The organism is Paenibacillus sp. PvR133, assembly GCF_017833155.1.
GTDB lineage: Bacteria > Bacillota > Bacilli > Paenibacillales > Paenibacillaceae > Paenibacillus > Paenibacillus polymyxa_B.
On the sequence record NZ_JAFIBS010000001.1, the window covers coordinates 2,130,037 to 2,147,176 of the forward strand.

General features: G+C 49.4%; 14 protein-coding genes and 1 riboswitch. Of the genes, 10 read left to right on the forward strand and 4 right to left on the reverse strand.

The window, feature by feature from the left end; all coding sequences use genetic code 11:
* The first annotated feature begins 94 nt into the window (after positions 1 to 94).
* The gene (locus JOE49_RS09490) at positions 95 to 940 is read left to right on the forward strand and encodes a lipoate--protein ligase family protein (RefSeq protein ID WP_160789328.1); all 846 of its coding nucleotides are present in this window, start codon (positions 95 to 97) and stop codon (positions 938 to 940) included.
* Positions 941 to 960: 20 nt separating this feature from the next.
* Here JOE49_RS09490 and JOE49_RS09495 read toward each other — a convergent pair whose 3' ends face one another.
* Positions 961 to 2,340 carry a Fe-Mn family superoxide dismutase gene (locus tag JOE49_RS09495; RefSeq protein ID WP_209940971.1) on the reverse strand — a complete coding sequence of 460 codons (1,380 nt, stop codon included), beginning with the start codon at positions 2,338 to 2,340 and terminating at the stop codon, positions 961 to 963.
* A 253-nt stretch (positions 2,341 to 2,593) separates the two neighbouring features.
* Positions 2,594 to 3,631 (reverse strand): alpha/beta hydrolase, encoded by a 1,038-nt coding sequence (locus JOE49_RS09500; protein ID WP_023987001.1) that lies wholly within the window; start codon positions 3,629 to 3,631, stop codon positions 2,594 to 2,596.
* A gap of 298 nt (positions 3,632 to 3,929) precedes the next feature.
* Here JOE49_RS09500 and JOE49_RS09505 point away from each other — a divergent pair, with 298 nt between their 5' ends.
* On the forward strand, positions 3,930 to 4,673 hold the full coding sequence (locus JOE49_RS09505; RefSeq protein WP_209940972.1) for an IclR family transcriptional regulator: 744 nt from the start codon (positions 3,930 to 3,932) through the stop codon (positions 4,671 to 4,673).
* 155 nt (positions 4,674 to 4,828) lie between these two features.
* Positions 4,829 to 4,941: riboswitch (TPP riboswitch) on the forward strand.
* A 187-nt stretch (positions 4,942 to 5,128) separates the two neighbouring features.
* The gene (gene thiC / locus JOE49_RS09510; protein ID WP_245248363.1) at positions 5,129 to 6,973 is read left to right on the forward strand and encodes a phosphomethylpyrimidine synthase ThiC; all 1,845 of its coding nucleotides are present in this window, start codon (positions 5,129 to 5,131) and stop codon (positions 6,971 to 6,973) included.
* Positions 6,974 to 7,092: 119 nt separating this feature from the next.
* Here the strand turns inward: thiC and JOE49_RS09515 are convergent, their stop codons facing one another.
* Positions 7,093 to 7,245 carry a hypothetical protein gene (locus JOE49_RS09515; RefSeq protein ID WP_010348453.1) on the reverse strand — a complete coding sequence of 51 codons (153 nt, stop codon included), beginning with the start codon at positions 7,243 to 7,245 and terminating at the stop codon, positions 7,093 to 7,095.
* Between the two features lie 506 nt (positions 7,246 to 7,751).
* Between JOE49_RS09515 and JOE49_RS09520 the strand changes: the two genes are divergently transcribed.
* Complete coding sequence (locus tag JOE49_RS09520) at positions 7,752 to 8,588, forward strand: YitT family protein (protein WP_023987004.1); 837 nt, start codon at positions 7,752 to 7,754, stop codon at positions 8,586 to 8,588.
* 267 nt (positions 8,589 to 8,855) lie between these two features.
* Here JOE49_RS09520 and acnA read toward each other — a convergent pair whose 3' ends face one another.
* Positions 8,856 to 11,567: an aconitate hydratase AcnA gene (acnA, locus tag JOE49_RS09525; protein WP_160789324.1), complete on the reverse strand. Its 2,712-nt coding sequence runs from the start codon at positions 11,565 to 11,567 to the stop codon at positions 8,856 to 8,858.
* Positions 11,568 to 11,988: 421 nt separating this feature from the next.
* Between acnA and JOE49_RS09530 the strand changes: the two genes are divergently transcribed.
* The 6 genes from JOE49_RS09530 to JOE49_RS09555 all read left to right on the forward strand — a co-directional run bounded on the left by JOE49_RS09530 (position 11,989) and on the right by JOE49_RS09555 (position 17,032).
* On the forward strand, positions 11,989 to 12,984 hold the full coding sequence (locus JOE49_RS09530) for an amidase domain-containing protein (RefSeq protein WP_209940973.1): 996 nt from the start codon (positions 11,989 to 11,991) through the stop codon (positions 12,982 to 12,984).
* Positions 12,985 to 13,057: 73 nt separating this feature from the next.
* A complete protein-coding gene (locus JOE49_RS09535; protein ID WP_068939418.1) occupies positions 13,058 to 14,146 on the forward strand; it encodes a D-alanine--D-alanine ligase in 1,089 nt (362 codons plus the stop codon).
* Positions 14,147 to 14,247: 101 nt separating this feature from the next.
* A complete protein-coding gene (locus JOE49_RS09540) occupies positions 14,248 to 14,571 on the forward strand; it encodes a hypothetical protein (protein ID WP_023987008.1) in 324 nt (107 codons plus the stop codon).
* 138 nt (positions 14,572 to 14,709) lie between these two features.
* Positions 14,710 to 15,711 (forward strand): UV DNA damage repair endonuclease UvsE, encoded by a 1,002-nt coding sequence (gene uvsE, locus JOE49_RS09545; protein WP_160789719.1) that lies wholly within the window; start codon positions 14,710 to 14,712, stop codon positions 15,709 to 15,711.
* Between the two features lie 174 nt (positions 15,712 to 15,885).
* A complete protein-coding gene (locus JOE49_RS09550; RefSeq protein ID WP_023987010.1) occupies positions 15,886 to 16,752 on the forward strand; it encodes an inositol monophosphatase family protein in 867 nt (288 codons plus the stop codon).
* A gap of 37 nt (positions 16,753 to 16,789) precedes the next feature.
* Positions 16,790 to 17,032, forward strand: coding sequence for a hypothetical protein (locus JOE49_RS09555; protein ID WP_023987011.1), 243 nt, complete (start codon positions 16,790 to 16,792; stop codon positions 17,030 to 17,032).
* Positions 17,033 to 17,140 lie beyond the last annotated feature (108 nt).

Sequence of the window (17,140 nt, forward strand, 5' to 3'; positions counted from 1 at the left end):
TTGTTAACATCAGAAATAGAGACGACGGGATAGCTGCCTTAAAATTACGATTTGCCTATGGATAACAGTTATTTTTATAGATAGGGGATAACGTATGGAGAATGTACATAGATCAACGGAAAAAACAACAGCTTTGCCTGAGTTACAGTGGTTTGAAACGCCACTCGCGGCCACTCAGGAGGATGTTTTGTCTCCGCTGGCTTGGGAGGAGCTGGCTTGTCGGCAAGTAGGGAAAGGAGCTACACCCATTTTGCATCTATGGCGGCATCCGTCAGCGCTTGTGATCGGTCACCGGGACCGCAGGCTTCCCTACGCCCCACAGGCGATGGAACGAGTGCGCAACGCGGGAACCTCGGTATGCGTACGCCCCTCGGGTGGAGCAGCCGTCATGCTGGACAGAGGGGTACTGAACCTGTCCTTAATCCTGCCGAATCCACAGCGGGCCATCAGCCTACATGAGGATTTTCGGCTCATGGCAGCGCTAATTGCCGATGCGCTGGTTCCGTGGTCTGGCGAGGCGCAGACCGGAGAAATCCTCGGGTCCTTCTGTCCCGGGGATTACGATGTCAGCGTCCGGGGCCGCAAGTTTTGCGGCATTGCACAGCGGCGCCAAGCCAAGGCGTATATCATCACAGCCTTCGTGATGATTGAGGGCAGCGGTACAGAGCGTGCACAGGCGGTGCAGCATTTCTATACAGAGGCAGCCGGGGACACATCGGCAGGCGTGCAGCAGCAGGATTACCCCCGGGTGAATCCAGCAACGATGGGTAGCCTGGCAGAGCTGGCTGGAGTGCCGTCTGTTGAGGCGTACACGGCATCTCTGCGCCGTGTCGTTGAGAGCCGGACAGCCATTTTACCTGCCGATGGCTGGTTGGTACAACTGGAAGGATTGACCGAACAAATGGCAGCGCTCAGAGAGCGATACGATTTGCAGGTGTAGTTTTTCTTTAGCTTAGAAGCTTAGAAGGGTTGCCATCTCAGTTTGGAGGCTTGATCGTAGCGCGCTTCCACTTCAGGCCAGTTAACGACATGCCACCAATCCTCAATGTATTTGTTACGCTCATTTTGATGCTTTAAGTAATATGCATGTTCCCATACATCTATCGCCAGCAGCGGAATGGACTCCCATTGAGTCAGATTCTGGTGCTTTTCGGCCTGCAAAATTTCAAGCCGGCCCGCGCGTGGACTCCATACCAGGATAGCCCAGCCGCCACCCTCGACCTTTTCGGCTGCCGAGCTGAATTGCTTTTTGAACGCATCGTAGCTGCCAAAATCCTTTTTAATCTGTTCAGCCAGCGGTCCGCTTGGGTTTCCACCACCTTTAGGACTCATGATCGTCCAAAAAAGAGTATGCAGATAATGGCCTGCGCCGTTGAATGCCAGTTCACGTTCCCAATGTTTTACGAGGTCAAAATCACCTGTTTTTCGGGCTTCTTCCAGCTTCTTTTCCGCTTTATTCAGGTCATTCACATAGCTCAAATGATGCTTATCATGGTGAATACGCATCGTTTTCTCATCAATATACGGTTCAAGCGCATTATAGGGGTAAGGGAGCGGCGGTAGGCGATGTCCCCCAATAGGAACCGAGCGGCCGATTGAGGTTTTTTCCGTTGCCGAAGGTTGCGCTTGGCTGGATTTGACGCTTTTAGTCGTCCATGCGCCTTCTCCCCTTATGCCTGCCTGCCGTTCTCGAAACGCTTCCTCTGGGTAATTCTCACCCTCTGCCGCTACATGATACAACCTAGCAGCCCTTGCGATGGAGCCAGGTTCTTGAAAGGGGGTTGTCGAGATTAGGAAATATTGGCTTTCATGTGCCGCGTGTAATACAACTCCGGCAGATTTTGGCTGCTGACGCAATGCATGACTGTGCTCGCTCAGCAGACCGAGCTGTCGTACATACTCCTGTGACTGACGGTTTGCGGTTTGCAGCAAATCCTCCAGTCGACGATTTAATTCTTGTGAGTCAGGCTGAGAGTTTAAGGCTGACTCTGACAATGGCATCTTTACAGATGATGATGCGTCTAATCCCCTTGACTGTTTTGAATGTTCAGTGAATTCGTGTGTATGTGCTTGTGGAGCAGCCGACATCTGTTTCCATTCCTGATGCCACGCCTGATCTGCCGGATCGAGTACGCTCCTTTGCTCTTCCAGCAACTCTATGGCGGTGCGTTCCGTCTGTTCGAATACAGTCCGCCAATCATCCAGCAACCGTACATAAGTTGGCTCCAATCCCTCGGTAGCGGATTTAATCACTTCCACATGCCAACTTTCCTGCTGCTTCCAATGCCGAATTTCCTCCAGCACACGTAAGGGCAGGAAAGACCCATAAGTACTCAGCATCGTTTTTTTACCTCCCGTATCCTACTATGGCTATCCGGCGGATCTGGCAGATCTGCCCTGGATGCATACGTACCCAGTATATTCGCTGTCTCATCAGGAATATGTCTATGAACTCCCTTAATCCGGTCACATCTGTTACATAAAACAATGAATACCCATGGAAAACGAAAAAGAAGCCCAGCTACGGCACGGGTTAAGTGTCCATAGGCAGGCTTCTTCCAGACGAAGAATAGAATACAGTTCTTCGAAAAATTTACTTCGTAGTCGTTTGTTTGTGGGCATCAGCGATGGTTTTCTTGTCCTCCAGCTCCTGTACACTGCTTAGAAACGTCGATACCCGTCGCAAATATTCACGAGGGTGCTCTCTGAAAATAAGCTCATGTATCCCGTTTTTAACAATCCATACACTGGAAAGCGGGTTGGTTTGATTGGCAGCGAGCTTTTCCGCAATAGGATAAGGAGCTTTTTCATCCTGTGTACCATGCACAAACATGATCGGGAACGGATAGTTTTCCTTTTTAACTTCCTGATATGGAATTTGATGCAAGCTGGTTCCGTTCAAGACTGGAAACAGCAACTCCAGAATTTCCAAAGACGGATGTCTTGGCAGATTAATTTGATTGTGAATGTTATGGTACAGCGTATCTGGCTCCAGCAGGAAGGTGCTGTCCAAAATCATTGCGTCCACATCCTTGGTTTGCAAGCCCGCCTGAAGAGCGGTTCCTGCCCCCATGGAAAAGCCCCATACGATAATCTCCGACGAGCCGCGTTGCTTCGCAAGCTGAATTGCTCCGAGGAGCTGTTGGGATTCTGCTTTGCCTCCGGTTGCGACTGCTTTGCTGTTTTGTGACGCGAATCCATAATCGAACATGACCACATTAAAGTTCAAACTGTGGGCATAATGCGCCAAATCATACATGGGAATCCAGCTTTCTTCGCGGTTAGCCCCATAGCCATGACTGAAAATAATCGTTTTCCGCGATTGGTCCGCCGGGATATACCAGCCTTGTACCATGCGGCTACCATCCTTGGCAGGGAAGCTGACTTCCTCATAAGGCATGCTTTTAGCCTGCATCGGATTAGAGTACAGTGGTGCAACGGTGGGATTCGTAAGTACCCATGCGATGTAAGCATGCAAGGCAATAAAACAAAACAACAGAAAAAAGACGACCGACAGCAGCAGAGCAATCACAACGTGCTTGAACCGCAGCAGACGGGGATTAAAGAGTGGGGTGGACGGCTCCTGAACAGCGGTCTGTAGCTGAGCGTTGCGCTGGGATGTCGAAATCATGTAAGAGCCTCCTTATATAAAATTGATCTTCGTTTCATAGAATTTAGGTATAATTCCACTTGAAAATAGTAGTGTAGATCCGTATAGATACCTATTATCGTATGATGGGGATTATCCAAAGTCAACGCCTGAACCGGAAAAGTAAAAATGATGCAAAGAATTGTCGATGTTTGTTCTCGTTCTGTAATATGGTTGTCACAAAAACATCGGTTTACAGTAGCCGCGACTATTCTATATAATTTATGTAACCATGTTTCATAGTGTGAAACGAATATGGATACAAGAGGAGCGCTTCACGATGGAAGACCGTAAATTAACCGTTCGCGCTGTAGAGCGTGCACTTGATATATTGCTGTGTTTTACCGCAGATTCGGATCTTGGCCTGACGGAGATTGCCTCCAAAATTGGTCTACATAAAAGCACGGTTCATCGGCTGCTGACTACGTTAGAGGATCGGGGCTTTGTCGTTCGGAATGCCGAAACGGAAAAATATCGACTTGGCTTCCGCATTTGGGAGCTATCCACGCATTTGTCCCAAAGCGACGAGCCGGCGGTGTTGTTACAGCCTGCAATGGAAGGACTACGTGATCGTCTGGGCGAGACGGTCAGCTTGTACTTACGGGACGGCAGCATGCGTATTCGCATACAAGCCGTGCAGAGCAATCAGGCGATCCGCAGGGTTGCGCCTGTAGGTGCGCGTATGCCGCTGGCTGTAGGGGCCTCCAGCAAGGTGCTGGCAGCCTTTATGCCGCCGCAAGAGCTGGAAGCCCTGCTAAGCGGGGATGAATGGCCGTCCTCAGTAGACCCGGAGGTCTATAAAGCCCAGCTGCAGGACATTCGCGAGACGGGCTATGCGACCAGCTATGAAGAACGGGAGCCAGGGGCTGCTGCTGTGGCTGCCCCAATTGTAAACCGGAAGGGACAGGTCACTGCGGCTTTATCTGTATCCGGTCCGGTCAGTCGGCTTGCACCCGAGACGCTACATGACTTTGCTCCGATTTTGATTGAAGCGGCGAAGGAAATGGGACTTATGCTTCCGTAACAAGAATGAGCACAGTTGAAGCAAGCAAAGTGATTTGATGGGGAGCGTCTCCTTAGTAAAGGGAACCTAGAAGGGTTGCCAAAGCCATAAATTTAAAGTAGTCTGGTAAGGATGGCGGGATATCTGTTATAGCCGCCTCATGTGAATAGAAGTATCACAGTTACTGGGGGAGCCTGTAATGCCGGGCTGAGATGGAATCGTGCAAGATTCCGGACCCTTTGCACCTGATCTGGATCATACCAGCGTAGGGAAGTAATCGGCCATTGAAATGTATACGCGGCTGCTGTCTACAGTGGCGCATTGGAATAGGATTATTCCACATGCGTACTGTCTGGATAGCTGCCTCGTTAGATTAGCCGGTTCCCTAGGGAACCGGCTTTTTTGCATAGATCAGCGCCACCCTGGGAATGGTTCCGGATCGGTGTGTCATTTCATCGAAACGGGAGGAATGGACAATGAAGCCGACAGAAGTAGAAGGAACAAAAGGAACAGAATTGAAATCAACAGAAGTAAGATTGGTAGGAACAAAAGAAGTTGAGGTAGAGAAGACAAACGGGGAGCAAGCCAGAGGGGTAACGCCCTTTCCGGGGAGCCGTAAGGTATATATTCAAGGCTCACGGCCGGACATTGCCGTGCCAGAGCGCGAAATTGCTCTTCATCCTACACATACGCCGCAGGGCACGGAGCATCATGAGCCATTGCGTGTGTACGATACGAGCGGTCCCATGACCGACGAAGCCTATCAGGTCGATATCCGTCAGGGCCTGCCTCCATTACGGCGAGCTTGGGCCCTGGAACGGGGCGATGTGGAGGCTTACGAGGGACGCGCCGTCAAGCCGGAGGATAATGGACTGAAACCTGGCTCCAAACGGGAGACAGTGGAATTTCCCGGCGTGACCAACCGTCCGCTTCGTGCTTCGCTAGGACGTGTAGTGACGCAAATGCATTATGCGCGGCAAGGGATCATTACGCCCGAAATGGAATTTGCGGCGATCCGCGAAGGGGTGGAGCCTGAGTTTGTACGGCAGGAGTTGGCGGCTGGACGAGCCATTTTGCCTTCGAATATCAATCACCCGGAAAGTGAGCCAATGGTCATTGGGCGTCATTTTCACGTGAAGATCAATGCGAACATTGGTAATTCTGCGGTTACCTCCTCCATCGAGGAGGAAGTGGAAAAAATGACCTGGGCTGTGCGTTGGGGCTCGGATACAGTTATGGACCTGTCCACAGGCCGTAATATCCATACAACACGTGAATGGATCATTCGGAATTCTCCTGTACCGATTGGGACTGTACCGCTGTATCAGGCACTTGAAAAGGTGAACGGCGAAGCAGAAGCGCTGACGTGGGAGCTGTATCGCGATACGCTGATTGAGCAGGCGGAGCAGGGCGTGGACTATTTTACAATTCATGCGGGTGTATTGCTGAGGTATATACCGATGACGGCGAATAGAATGACGGGAATTGTATCCCGTGGTGGGTCGATCATGGCAGCCTGGTGCCTTGCGCACCATCAGGAGAATTTTTTGTATACGCATTTTGAAGAAATCTGCGAAATTATGAAAGCCTATGATGTGGCCTTTTCTCTCGGGGATGGTCTACGTCCGGGTAGCATCTATGATGCGAATGATGAAGCACAGTTTGCAGAGCTGGAAACGTTGGGCGAGCTAACGCAAATCGCCTGGAAGCATGATGTTCAGGTCATGATTGAAGGGCCAGGACATGTCCCTATGCATAAAATTAAAGAGAATGTGGATTTACAAATGGAGATTTGTAAGGAAGCTCCTTTCTATACCTTGGGACCGCTCACGACGGATATTGCCCCCGGATATGATCATATTACCTCAGCCATCGGGGCGGCGATGATCGGTTGGTTCGGGACGTCCATGCTGTGTTATGTTACGCCTAAGGAGCATTTGGGTCTGCCCAATAAGGATGATGTCCGTGAGGGTGTCATTACCTACAAAATTGCGGCACATGCTGCCGATCTGGCGAAAGGTCATCCACGGGCGCAGCAGCGGGATGATGCTTTGTCCAAGGCACGCTTTGAGTTCCGCTGGCGGGACCAGTTCAATCTGTCGCTTGATCCCGAGCGGGCCTTGTCCTACCATGATGAGACGCTACCGGCAGAGGGCGCCAAGGAAGCACATTTTTGCTCGATGTGCGGCCCCAAATTTTGTAGTATGCGTATCACTCAGGACATTCGCGCCTATGCAGCGGATAAGGGGCTGAACACTCAAGAAGCAGTAGCTGCCGGGATGCGTGAGAAGGCAGAGCAGTATCGGGATGGAGGTCAGTAAAACGAACGTGGGAGTTTAGGCAAATGAATTAAAAAAGCCGTGGTTCTCTACAGTCGATGTAGGAAACTACGGCTTTTTAGCTTATGTAAAGCGGATCATGCAACCGGATAAACGGCGCCTTATTTTTTACCCATTTTTTCATTCAAAATGTCCTGAAAGCTGAGCTTCTTCTCCGAGCTATCTTCTTTCTTCTGCATACTCACCGCGTTGGCACGTTGGTATTGGTGGTGAAAGGGCATCAGGGTGTGGACGGTTAAGTTCATTGTATTCATGTAGGTCATTCCTCCAATTCCATATTGTCAAATTCAGATTGAGTTGCTTAGGACGTCTGTATAGGACTATTTGTATGTACTTGATGTCGTGATGCTATGTAGGTTGCTTGGTAATGTTTCAATCATTATACCCACATTTTTTCAAAGTAAAACGCTTTTGACATAAAACAGGAAGATGGTCATATGTGTCCAAAATGTTGATTAGGAGGATGGTCGTTTTAGAGGAAAATGTGCCTAGGTCTAAAACAAGGGCTAGAGGCCCGTTTTCTTAGTTTAGTAGTCGGGATTGTGTTATTTTGTCGAAAAACCTTGTAAAAGGAGAATTTTGCGGAATCCAAGTCAGGATTGAGGCAGTCTGGTGGCGAATTAAAGTGTCAAAGTTGTATTGACTTTATGTTTGGTAGTAGATACCATGAACTGGTTGTCAGCGTATTTTGACAACAAGAGTCAGCCAATCCATCTGGCGATTCATCCTTTGAAATGTTAGAGAAAGGATTAGAGCATATATGAAAAAAAGTATTGCAGACATCGCATTTATTATTCTGGGTGCGTTTTTTTTCGCGCTAGCTGTTAATCTGTTTGTGATCCCGAATGAGTTTGGTGAGGGGGGCGTTACAGGGGTTACGATCATTTTGTACTACCTGTTTCAGTGGTCTCCCTCGATCGTCAATCTGGTGATCAATGGCTTGCTGTTGATTGTCGGATATAAATTTTTGGACAAGAGAACGACCCTGTACACTATAATTGCGGTCGCTTTTAACTCGCTGTTTCTACATTTAACGGTCAACTGGCGGATTGATTCGCATGAGCCGACGATTAATGCTGTATTTGCCGGAGTTTTGGTGGGGGTCGGCATTGGCTTAATTGTACGGGTAGGCGGCACTACGGCGGGAACGGTCATTTTAGCCCGAATTGCCAACAAGTATCTGGATTGGAATATCAGCTATGGCCTGCTGTTTTTTGATTTGATTGTCGCGTTCTCTTCCTATTTTATTATTGGTCCAGAAAAATTGATGCTAACTATCGTTATTTTGTACGTTGGTACGAAGGTGATGGACTTCATGATCGAAGGACTAAACCCTAAAAAAGCGGTCATGATCATTTCGGAGCACCAAGATAAAATTGCCGAGATGGTTATCACGAAAATGGATCGTGGAGTTACCGTCCTGTCAGGCCACGGATATTACACTAAAAATCCAAAAGAAGTGCTGTATATCGTCATTAGTAAACAAGAGGTATCAGCGCTTAAAAAGATAGTGAAAGCCATCGACACAGCAGCATTTATCACCATTCATGACGTGCGGGATGTGTTCGGAGAGGGCTTTTTGGATATTTCGAAGTAACTCGCGTGCGAAGGTAAGGTTATAAGAGAACGTGGCTAGAAGTCGGTCCTGAGGGATCGACTTTTTTTGTTTTATATAAATAAGATGAACTTGAAAAATGAACATCAAAACGGAGTAGGCGGAATAGTGCTGTACAAGCGAAGCACCATCCGACTGCGCAGTGGCGCTATAGGTAACTCTTAAGTTCGGTTTATATAAATAAAAAAATACCCCCGATTGCAGCTTTATCTGCAAAACGGGGGTTCTTCACATATGAAGTTCATAAACTTAGCTTTCGATCATTTGACGCAATACGGTTTGCAGAATACCACCGTTGTGGTAGTAGTCGATATCGACAGTGCTGTCCAGACGGGCAATTACCGGGAATTCGAACTTCGTACCATCCTCGCGTTTAGCCACAACCGTAAGCTCTTGACCAGGCTTCACGTCATTGTCGATGCCAAGAATGTCAAACGTTTCACGACCGTTCAGACCCAAGCTGGACCAGCCATAGCCTTCCTGGAATTGCAGAGGCAGTACACCCATGCCGACCAGGTTACTGCGGTGAATCCGCTCGAAGCTTTCGGCAATGACAGCCTTAACACCCAGCAAAAGCGTACCTTTGGCCGCCCAGTCACGGGAACTGCCTGTGCCGTATTCCTTACCAGCAATGACGATCAGGTTCTGATCGGCTGCCTGATATTTCATGGACGCATCATAGATGGACATTTCCTCATCCGTTGGCAAGTATTTGGTCACGCCGCCCTCGGTGCCTGGAGCCACATTGTTGCGGATACGGATGTTGGCGAATGTACCGCGCATCATGACCTCGTGGTTACCGCGACGGGAGCCGTAGGAGTTGAAGTCCTTGCGTTCCACGCCATGCTCCTTCAAGTACAGTCCTGCCGGGCTGGAAGGGGCAATGTTGCCTGCTGGTGAGATATGGTCCGTTGTGACCGAATCATTCAACAGGGCAAGCACACGGGCATTACGGATTTCCTTGATATCCTGCACGCCATCCTGAAGTTTTTCAAAGAATGGTGGATTTTGAATATAAGTTGATTTTTCATCCCATTCATATAGTTCGCCTTCAGGAACCGGAATGGAGTTCCATTTTTCGTTAGCAGTAAATACATTAGCATATTTACGACGGAACATATCCGGGCTGAGAGACAGGCTGATGGCTTCCTTGATCTCCTCGGAGGTTGGCCAGATATCTTTCAAGTAGACAGGCTGATTGTCCTGATCGTAACCGAGCGGATCATTCACCAAATCAATGTTCACTGTGCCTGCCAGCGCATAAGCGACAACCAGTGGCGGTGAGCCGAGATAATTGGCTTTGACCTGCGCATGCACACGACCTTCAAAGTTCCGGTTGCCGGAAATGACTGCTCCAACCGTCAAATCATTGTCTGTGATGGCTTGACTCACTTCGTCAGGAAGTGGGCCGGAGTTACCGATACAGGTTGCGCAGCCGTAACCTGCCACATGGAAGCCGAGGGCTTCGAGCGGTCCGATTAATCCGGCTTTTTGTAGGTACTCCGTCACGACGAGGGAGCCTGGTGTCAAGCTTGTTTTAACATAGCCCGGCTTTTTGAGCCCGCGCTGCACTGCTTTTTTGGCCAGCAAGCCCGCACCGAGCATAACGCTTGGATTGGAGGTATTCGTGCAGCTTGTGATAGCTGCAATAACGACTGCTCCTGTACCCAACTCGCTGGTGGAGCCGTCCGGATGGGTCAGCGGAATCTTCTGTGCGATTTTTTCATCGCTCAGTCCATAGCCGCCCTTGTCCACCGGGGTACGGATAATGCCTTCAAACGTTTCTTTCATGCGGCTAAGCTCAACACGGTCCTGCGGACGTTTGGGTCCCGCGAGACTCGGTACAACCGAAGCCAGATCCAGCTCAATCGTATCGCTGAACACAGGGTCCGGCGTATCGGATGTGCGGAACATGCCTTGCGCCTTGTAATATTCCTCTACAAGGCTTACTTGCTCATCGGAACGTCCGGTGCTGCGCAGGTAGGCCAGCGTTTCCGCATCGACCGGGAAGAAGCCAATCGTTGCGCCGTATTCCGGTGCCATGTTGGCAACTGTCGCACGGTCAGCCAAGCTGATGTTAGCCAGACCAGGCCCGTAAAATTCCACGAATTTGCCGACTACGCCTTTTTTACGCAGCATTTGCGTTACAGTGAGCGCCAGATCGGTGGCGGTAGAGCCTTCCGTCAGACTGCCTGTCAGCTTGAAGCCAATCACATCGGGAGTGACAAAATACAGCGGTTGCCCCAGCATACCCGCCTCTGCCTCAATCCCGCCGACACCCCAGCCAACAACACCAAGGCCGTTAATCATCGTGGTATGGGAGTCTGTTCCCACGAGGGAATCCGGGAAGACGACCGTTTCGCCGTCAATAGTTTTGGTGGCGGCCACGGAGGCGAGATACTCCAGATTGACCTGATGGACGATACCGGTGGACGGCGGTACAGCACGGAAGTTGTTGAACGCCGTTTGCGCCCAACGCAGAAAACGGTACCGCTCCTCGTTGCGTTCAAACTCTACATTAATATTGTAGTCCAGCGCGTCACTGGTACCGAAAGCATCGACCATGACCGAGTGGTCGATAACGAGATCGACAGGAACGAGCGGATTGATTTGTTTCGGATCACCGCCCGCTTTTTTCACCGTATCACGCATAGCTGCCAAATCGACAACCACCGGGACGCCGGTAAAATCCTGTAGCACGATGCGTGCAGGAATGAACGGAATCTCCTTGTTGGTGTCACGATCCTCAGCCCATCCTGTCAGCTGTTGCACATGTTCTTCTGTAATGGCGCGTCCGTCAAATTGGCGAACCGCAGCTTCCAGCAACACTTTAATGGAGAAAGGTAGCTTGGCAATACCGCTCTTTCCTTGTTCCTCCAGTGCCTTAAGACTATAGTAGCGATAAGGCTTACCGTTAACTTCGAGACTACGGGCAATGGAGAATTGATCTTTTCCTGACATAAGTATTACCTCCTTGAAGTGGATGCTTGGGGGAAAATAGGGATGTCGTTTTTTCGACGTCTTGCACAGTTGGTTTAAATTGGTTGCGTTCTCAATTACATCTTCAGTGGTTCATTACGTGTTAGAGGTTGCGATCAATGTAATTTGTTTCATTAGATGAAACATGATTTCAAAATGATTGCTTTTGGATTAAGTATACCGTTTTCAGGCAGTTCCGTAAAGTTTTTTTGGCCTAAAAGATGCGTTGCAGATTGGAAAATAAAACGTTCCGCTCCCTCGAGTTTCGATGTTCATACCAAGCTTTAGAGATTCATACTTATAGTATAGAGAGCATATCAGACCAGAGAGGGAAGAAAGGAAGTTATACATCATTCCGGTTATCCCCGGAAAAGGATAGCGGGACGAATATGGAGGGATTGGGATGGGGGAGCGGGAATGGAAACAGGCCCTTTTTGCTTACGTGAATCAATACAATCGCAGTGAAGTGAATGGTGTACCGCAGCCGGATGAGTATCTGGAGGTGGGTCAGCGGATGGAACGAGCAGCACGTGCTGCCAGATTGGAGCAGTGGTACAACGAACGGGATGCTGTTCCCCTACGCAGCGAGACACGCGCCAAGCCGCTACGAATGGTGCAGGATACCCCGGATGAGGCTGTGGTAGATGTACAACTGCATGTCCGACTCTTTTATGAGAAGGGCGGGATGACTCACCGGGAGGATCGGATTGAACGGGAGCGTCTGACGTTCACACACGAGGGTGAAGCCTGGCAGGTAGCGAGAATTGAGCGCGATCCGGCAGAAAGGAAGCCAGCGGGGGGAGAGGTTCCTTTTGAACAGGCTTCGTTTAATCAAGGAGGAAATCTGCCGCTGCTGAATCGCGGTGTGCTGGGCTTCGGTTCATCAGCACGTCCCAGCCGATATCGCCGCGAAGAAGCAGCGGCTTATGCAGATCAGTGGTGGGATAGCTTCAATCCGGAGTTTGAAGGTTTTGATGTGGATTGCACCAATTATATCTCGCAATGCCTCTTTGCAGGGGGAGCACCGATCCACTATACTGGTAAAAGAGAATCGGGCTGGTGGTATAAAGGACGGGTCGCCGGACGTGAGCTGTGGAGCTACAGTTGGGCAGTTTCCAACAGTCTAGAGCGGTATTTGGGCTCCAGCTCATGGGGGTTGACCGCTGAGCAGGTGAGTCGCCCAGAGCAGCTCATGCTGGGGGACGTCATTTTTTACGATTGGGATGGTGACGGAACCTTCCAGCACAGCACGGTGGTCACGGCCTTTGATGCGGGCGGCATGCCGCTAGTCAATGCACATACGGTAAGCTCCAGACATCGTTATTGGGACTATAAAAATTCGTATGCGTGGACCGACAACACGGTATATCGCTTTTATCACATCGCCGACTATTTTTAAATGAGATGATGGATAACAGGTACAGTGATGCAAATCAGTCACAATGACGAAAGCAGGAAAGCGGAGGATAGGCATGGCAAATCAAAAATTGACCGTAGGGCTGGTGTACGGTGGCAAATCGGGTGAACATGAGGTTTCGCTGCAAACGGCGTATGCGGTAATGAACGCTTTTAACTATGAGAAATACGAGATTATTCCTTTTTATATTACGAAGGCTGGCGATTGGCGTAGAGGGGCGCTATTAAGCGCTCCTCTGGCTTCTGTAGAGCAATTGAAGCTGGAACGCGCAGAGGGTGGCACCAAGGCGGCATTAGATACATTGTTCGGCAAGCTGTACGGAGAGCAGACGCTGGATGTGCTGTTTCCGTTGCTGCACGGTACCTTTGGCGAGGACGGAACGATTCAGGGTCTGTTCGAAATGGCGGATATGCCTTATGTCGGTGCGGGAGTGCTGGCTTCGGCAGCAGGTATGGATAAAGGCGTCATGAAGAAGCTGTTTGAGCATGCAGGATTGCCGCAAGTGAAATACTGTTATTTTAATAGTACACAGTGGGCCCAAACCAGTCATGATCTGGTACGTAACATGGAAACCGAGCTAGGTTATCCTTGCTTTGTCAAACCAGCCAATCTGGGATCAAGTGTCGGTATTTCCAAAGCCAGCAACCGAGAAGAGCTGGAAAAGGCTGTAGATCTGGCTTTGCAATTTGACCTAAAGGTGATTGTCGAGGAGTACGTCGATGCCCGTGAGATTGAGGTCAGCGTACTGGGCAATGATGAGCCGATTGCCTCGGTACCGGGTGAAATTGTATCGGCGAGTGATTATTACGATTACGCTGCCAAATATACGGATGGCCAATCGGAAATGCTTATTCCGGCACCGTTGGATGAGGAAGTGGCAGATCGTATTCGTGAAGCCGCATTGCAAGCATTCCGCGCTCTAGAAGGCTGCGGGATTTCCCGTGCCGATTTCTTCGTCAGACGCTCGGACGGACATATCCTTATTAATGAAGTGAATACAATGCCTGGTTTTACACCGTTCAGTATGTATCCATTACTGTGGAGAGAAACAGGCGTATCCTATGCAAGTCTGCTGGACCGCATGATTGCCCTTGCACTGGAGCGTTATGAGCGCAGGTCGGCACTGCACTACGAGAACTCATAAACGAAACAAAGGGGAGCTGATCACTCTCCTTTTTGTTCATATAAATGGCATATCTTTGAGCACAACACTAAACCCTTAATCATGAAAGGTGGCGGCTACACATGGGCTTTCAAACTGAATTTAACTCAGTGTGCAAATTCAAGAGCGAACAAGAACTTTACGAACTGCTGGAATACGGACGTGGCAAGATGGTTAAATCCGGGCTGCGCGTGTTTCCGACAGGCCAGAAGGTCATCGCTTACAGCGTGGATAACGTGGCAGTAGCCATCGTGCAGATTGTGGGCTGTATCGCCGAAATTAATTTCCAGGGCGATGAAGTGACCGAAGTTGAAATGATTCTCATTCGTAAGCTGAATGAAGAGGAAGCGAGAATTCAGACTGCATTGGCGGATGAAATGTTTTTTGGAGCACAGCAGCAATCCTAGCTGATTCCTTCTTGCAATTTGTGCGATAACACCGAATCAGCAGGTGCTTTTCCGGGTATGATCAGTAGAAAAGGGTTTTAGGTCACAGAACGAAAGCGGCCTTACCATCTACTGCGACTGCTGAAAGGAAGACACCCTATGATCGTAAGGTTCGGTTATGTAGCCATGTCGGTTACCGTGCAAAATGCATCCCCCTCTAAAACCATGACAATGAGCAGCTTTAACAAGATTGGAGACCGAGAAGCTGCGATCCGCAAGCTAGAACGGATAGCAGCCGAAAATCTCCATAATACTTTGAGGCTGCTGCGCCATAATCGCGCGAGTGATATCCAGGTCTATCGTTTCTCATCTAAGCTGATTCCGCTCGCGACCCATCAGGATCTGCGGGATTGGGACCCTTTTCAGGCGCTTGCTGCTGACTTTGCAGAGGTTGGGAACTATGTCAAGGCGAATAGGATGAGGGTATCGTTTCACCCTGACCATTTTACAGTGTTAAGCACTCCCCGTCCTGAGGTGTTGGAGAGCTCCATTAATGATCTGAAGTACCACAAAGCGATGCTGGAGGCCATGGGGCTCGGTGCCGAAGCCAAGAACAACATTCATATTGGTGGTGCATACGGAGATAAGGTGACCTCAGGCCAGCGTTTTGTAGAGCAGGTTAGTGCGCTGGATCTTTCGTTAAGAGAACGGTTAACGCTGGAAAATGATGATAAAACGTTCAATGCGGTGGAAACGCTGGAGGCTTGCAAATTGACGGGGTTGCCGATGGTTCTCGATATTCATCATCAATGGGTGAATAATGAGGGGGAAAAGCCGTGGGAGCTATGGCCGGATATTTTGGATACCTGGAAAGGGGAATTGGCCCAAGCCGGATCTTCTGTTGATCATCCATTGCCGCCCAAAATCCATGCGTCCAGTCCCAAAAGTGAAAAAGATCCCCGGGGCCATGCGGAGGGTGTTCTAGTGGAGCCGTTGCTTACCTTTTTGCGCAATATTGCCGGATATACGGATCGGATTGATGTCATGCTTGAAGCCAAGCTTAAGGATGAAGCGTTATTCGGATTGATGAATGAACTGCGCCTTCAGGAAGACAATGGGGTTAAAGTGCTGGATGGGGCTTCCGTAGAAATTATGCCTTAGAAAGTAGCATTTCGCGGATAAAGCTCCCATTTAGAGAAACTTTATGCAGTTTATTGTGTATACTAGAATGTGTAAACTAGCAAACTTGTAATGAAACAGAGATGGTTAAGAGACTGTGCTGTAGGGCAGCTTCGTAAACCACGTAACAATGATATAGAAAGTAGAGTGAACACGTTGAACGAACATGAAAACGAAAAGGTTCCCTATATCGTATCAGGAAAAAGCTATACTGCCGTGGCTATTAACGCGGCATCCAAAGCCGGGGAATGGATTAAGAGCAGACTGGGAACTGTTGAACATTTGAATACCAAACAGTCTCCTACGGATCTAGTGACCGAGGTAGATAAAGGTGCAGAGCAGATGATTCGCAGACTGATTCTGACCCATTTTCCCGATCATGCTATTTTGGGTGAAGAGAGTGTAGAGCCGGGAGCCGAAGCTTCGGCCCGCGCATTAGAGGCTGCCCGTGAAGAGGAATATTTATGGATTATTGATCCGGTAGATGGCACTACCAATTTTGTACACAGTCTGCCGTATTACAGTGTGTCTATTGCCTTGGCCCATCGTGGAGAGGTGATTGTCGGGGTCATTTATGATCCGTCCCGTGATGAAATGTTTGTAGCGGAAAAAGGAAAAGGCGCGTATGTACATGGCAATCGCATGCAAGCCTCGAGAGAAGAAACACTGGGAGATAGTCTGGTCTGCATCGGCTTCCCACCGGACCGTACGTATGCACAACCGCTAAATATGAAAATTACGCAGGTTCTTACACCTCAAGTACGTGGCATTCGGGCGCTGGGATCGGCAGCATTGCATCTGGCTTATGTAGCGTCAGGACGGCTGTCGGCTTATTGCGAAATTGGTTTGAATGCGTGGGATGTAGCAGCGGGCGCTTTGCTGGTACAGGAATCAGGCGGTACCATCACCGATACATTGGGCAGACCTTATGACCTGAGTGTACGGCATATTGCAGCTACGAATACAGCTATTCATTCTCAACTTATTCAAGTGCTGAAAGAAGCAGACGCAACCGGGTTATAATTCTACGTAGACCATCATCCTGAAGGAGGAAATCGCGATGAGCCAATCCGAAGAATTGGAACGCCAGCTCAGTGAACTGCTGACGGAAGGCGAAATTCGTGAGAATGAGGCCAAAAAGCGGGAACGGCTCAGCCCTAAATATGAGGTGCGGGTTCAGACTCATATCGATCCCATTGTTGAGGAGACGCGTAAATACCGGAGTATGGCACGTGAACTTGATGACCGATACGACGAATATATGAGCAAGGCGGACAAATCGAAACCATCCGATCAACGCTAAGCAAATACAAATACCTCTTGCCGAATGACCAAGGCATGGGGTATTTTGTATGTTATAAAGGAGGCGACATTCACTGATTACCTACTTTAAAAGCGCTTACAAAAATGC

Excerpts from the sequence above, each read along its gene's own strand:
- JOE49_RS09520 (WP_023987004.1), top strand. The coding sequence starts at position 7,752 with ATGAAAAAAAGTATTGCAGACATCGCATTTATTATTCTGGGTGCGTTT.
- uvsE (WP_160789719.1), top strand. The coding sequence starts at position 14,710 with ATGATCGTAAGGTTCGGTTATGTAGCCATGTCGGTTACCGTGCAAAAT.
- JOE49_RS09490 (WP_160789328.1), top strand. The coding sequence starts at position 95 with ATGGAGAATGTACATAGATCAACGGAAAAAACAACAGCTTTGCCTGAG.
- JOE49_RS09530 (WP_209940973.1), top strand. The coding sequence starts at position 11,989 with ATGGGGGAGCGGGAATGGAAACAGGCCCTTTTTGCTTACGTGAATCAA.
- acnA (WP_160789324.1), bottom strand. The coding sequence starts at position 11,567 with ATGTCAGGAAAAGATCAATTCTCCATTGCCCGTAGTCTCGAAGTTAAC.
- JOE49_RS09555 (WP_023987011.1), top strand. The coding sequence starts at position 16,790 with ATGAGCCAATCCGAAGAATTGGAACGCCAGCTCAGTGAACTGCTGACG.
- JOE49_RS09535 (WP_068939418.1), top strand. The coding sequence starts at position 13,058 with ATGGCAAATCAAAAATTGACCGTAGGGCTGGTGTACGGTGGCAAATCG.
- JOE49_RS09515 (WP_010348453.1), bottom strand. The coding sequence starts at position 7,245 with ATGAATACAATGAACTTAACCGTCCACACCCTGATGCCCTTTCACCAC.
- thiC (WP_245248363.1), top strand. The coding sequence starts at position 5,129 with ATGAAGCCGACAGAAGTAGAAGGAACAAAAGGAACAGAATTGAAATCA.
- JOE49_RS09505 (WP_209940972.1), top strand. The coding sequence starts at position 3,930 with ATGGAAGACCGTAAATTAACCGTTCGCGCTGTAGAGCGTGCACTTGAT.
- JOE49_RS09540 (WP_023987008.1), top strand. The coding sequence starts at position 14,248 with ATGGGCTTTCAAACTGAATTTAACTCAGTGTGCAAATTCAAGAGCGAA.
- JOE49_RS09500 (WP_023987001.1), bottom strand. The coding sequence starts at position 3,631 with ATGATTTCGACATCCCAGCGCAACGCTCAGCTACAGACCGCTGTTCAG.
- JOE49_RS09495 (WP_209940971.1), bottom strand. The coding sequence starts at position 2,340 with ATGCTGAGTACTTATGGGTCTTTCCTGCCCTTACGTGTGCTGGAGGAA.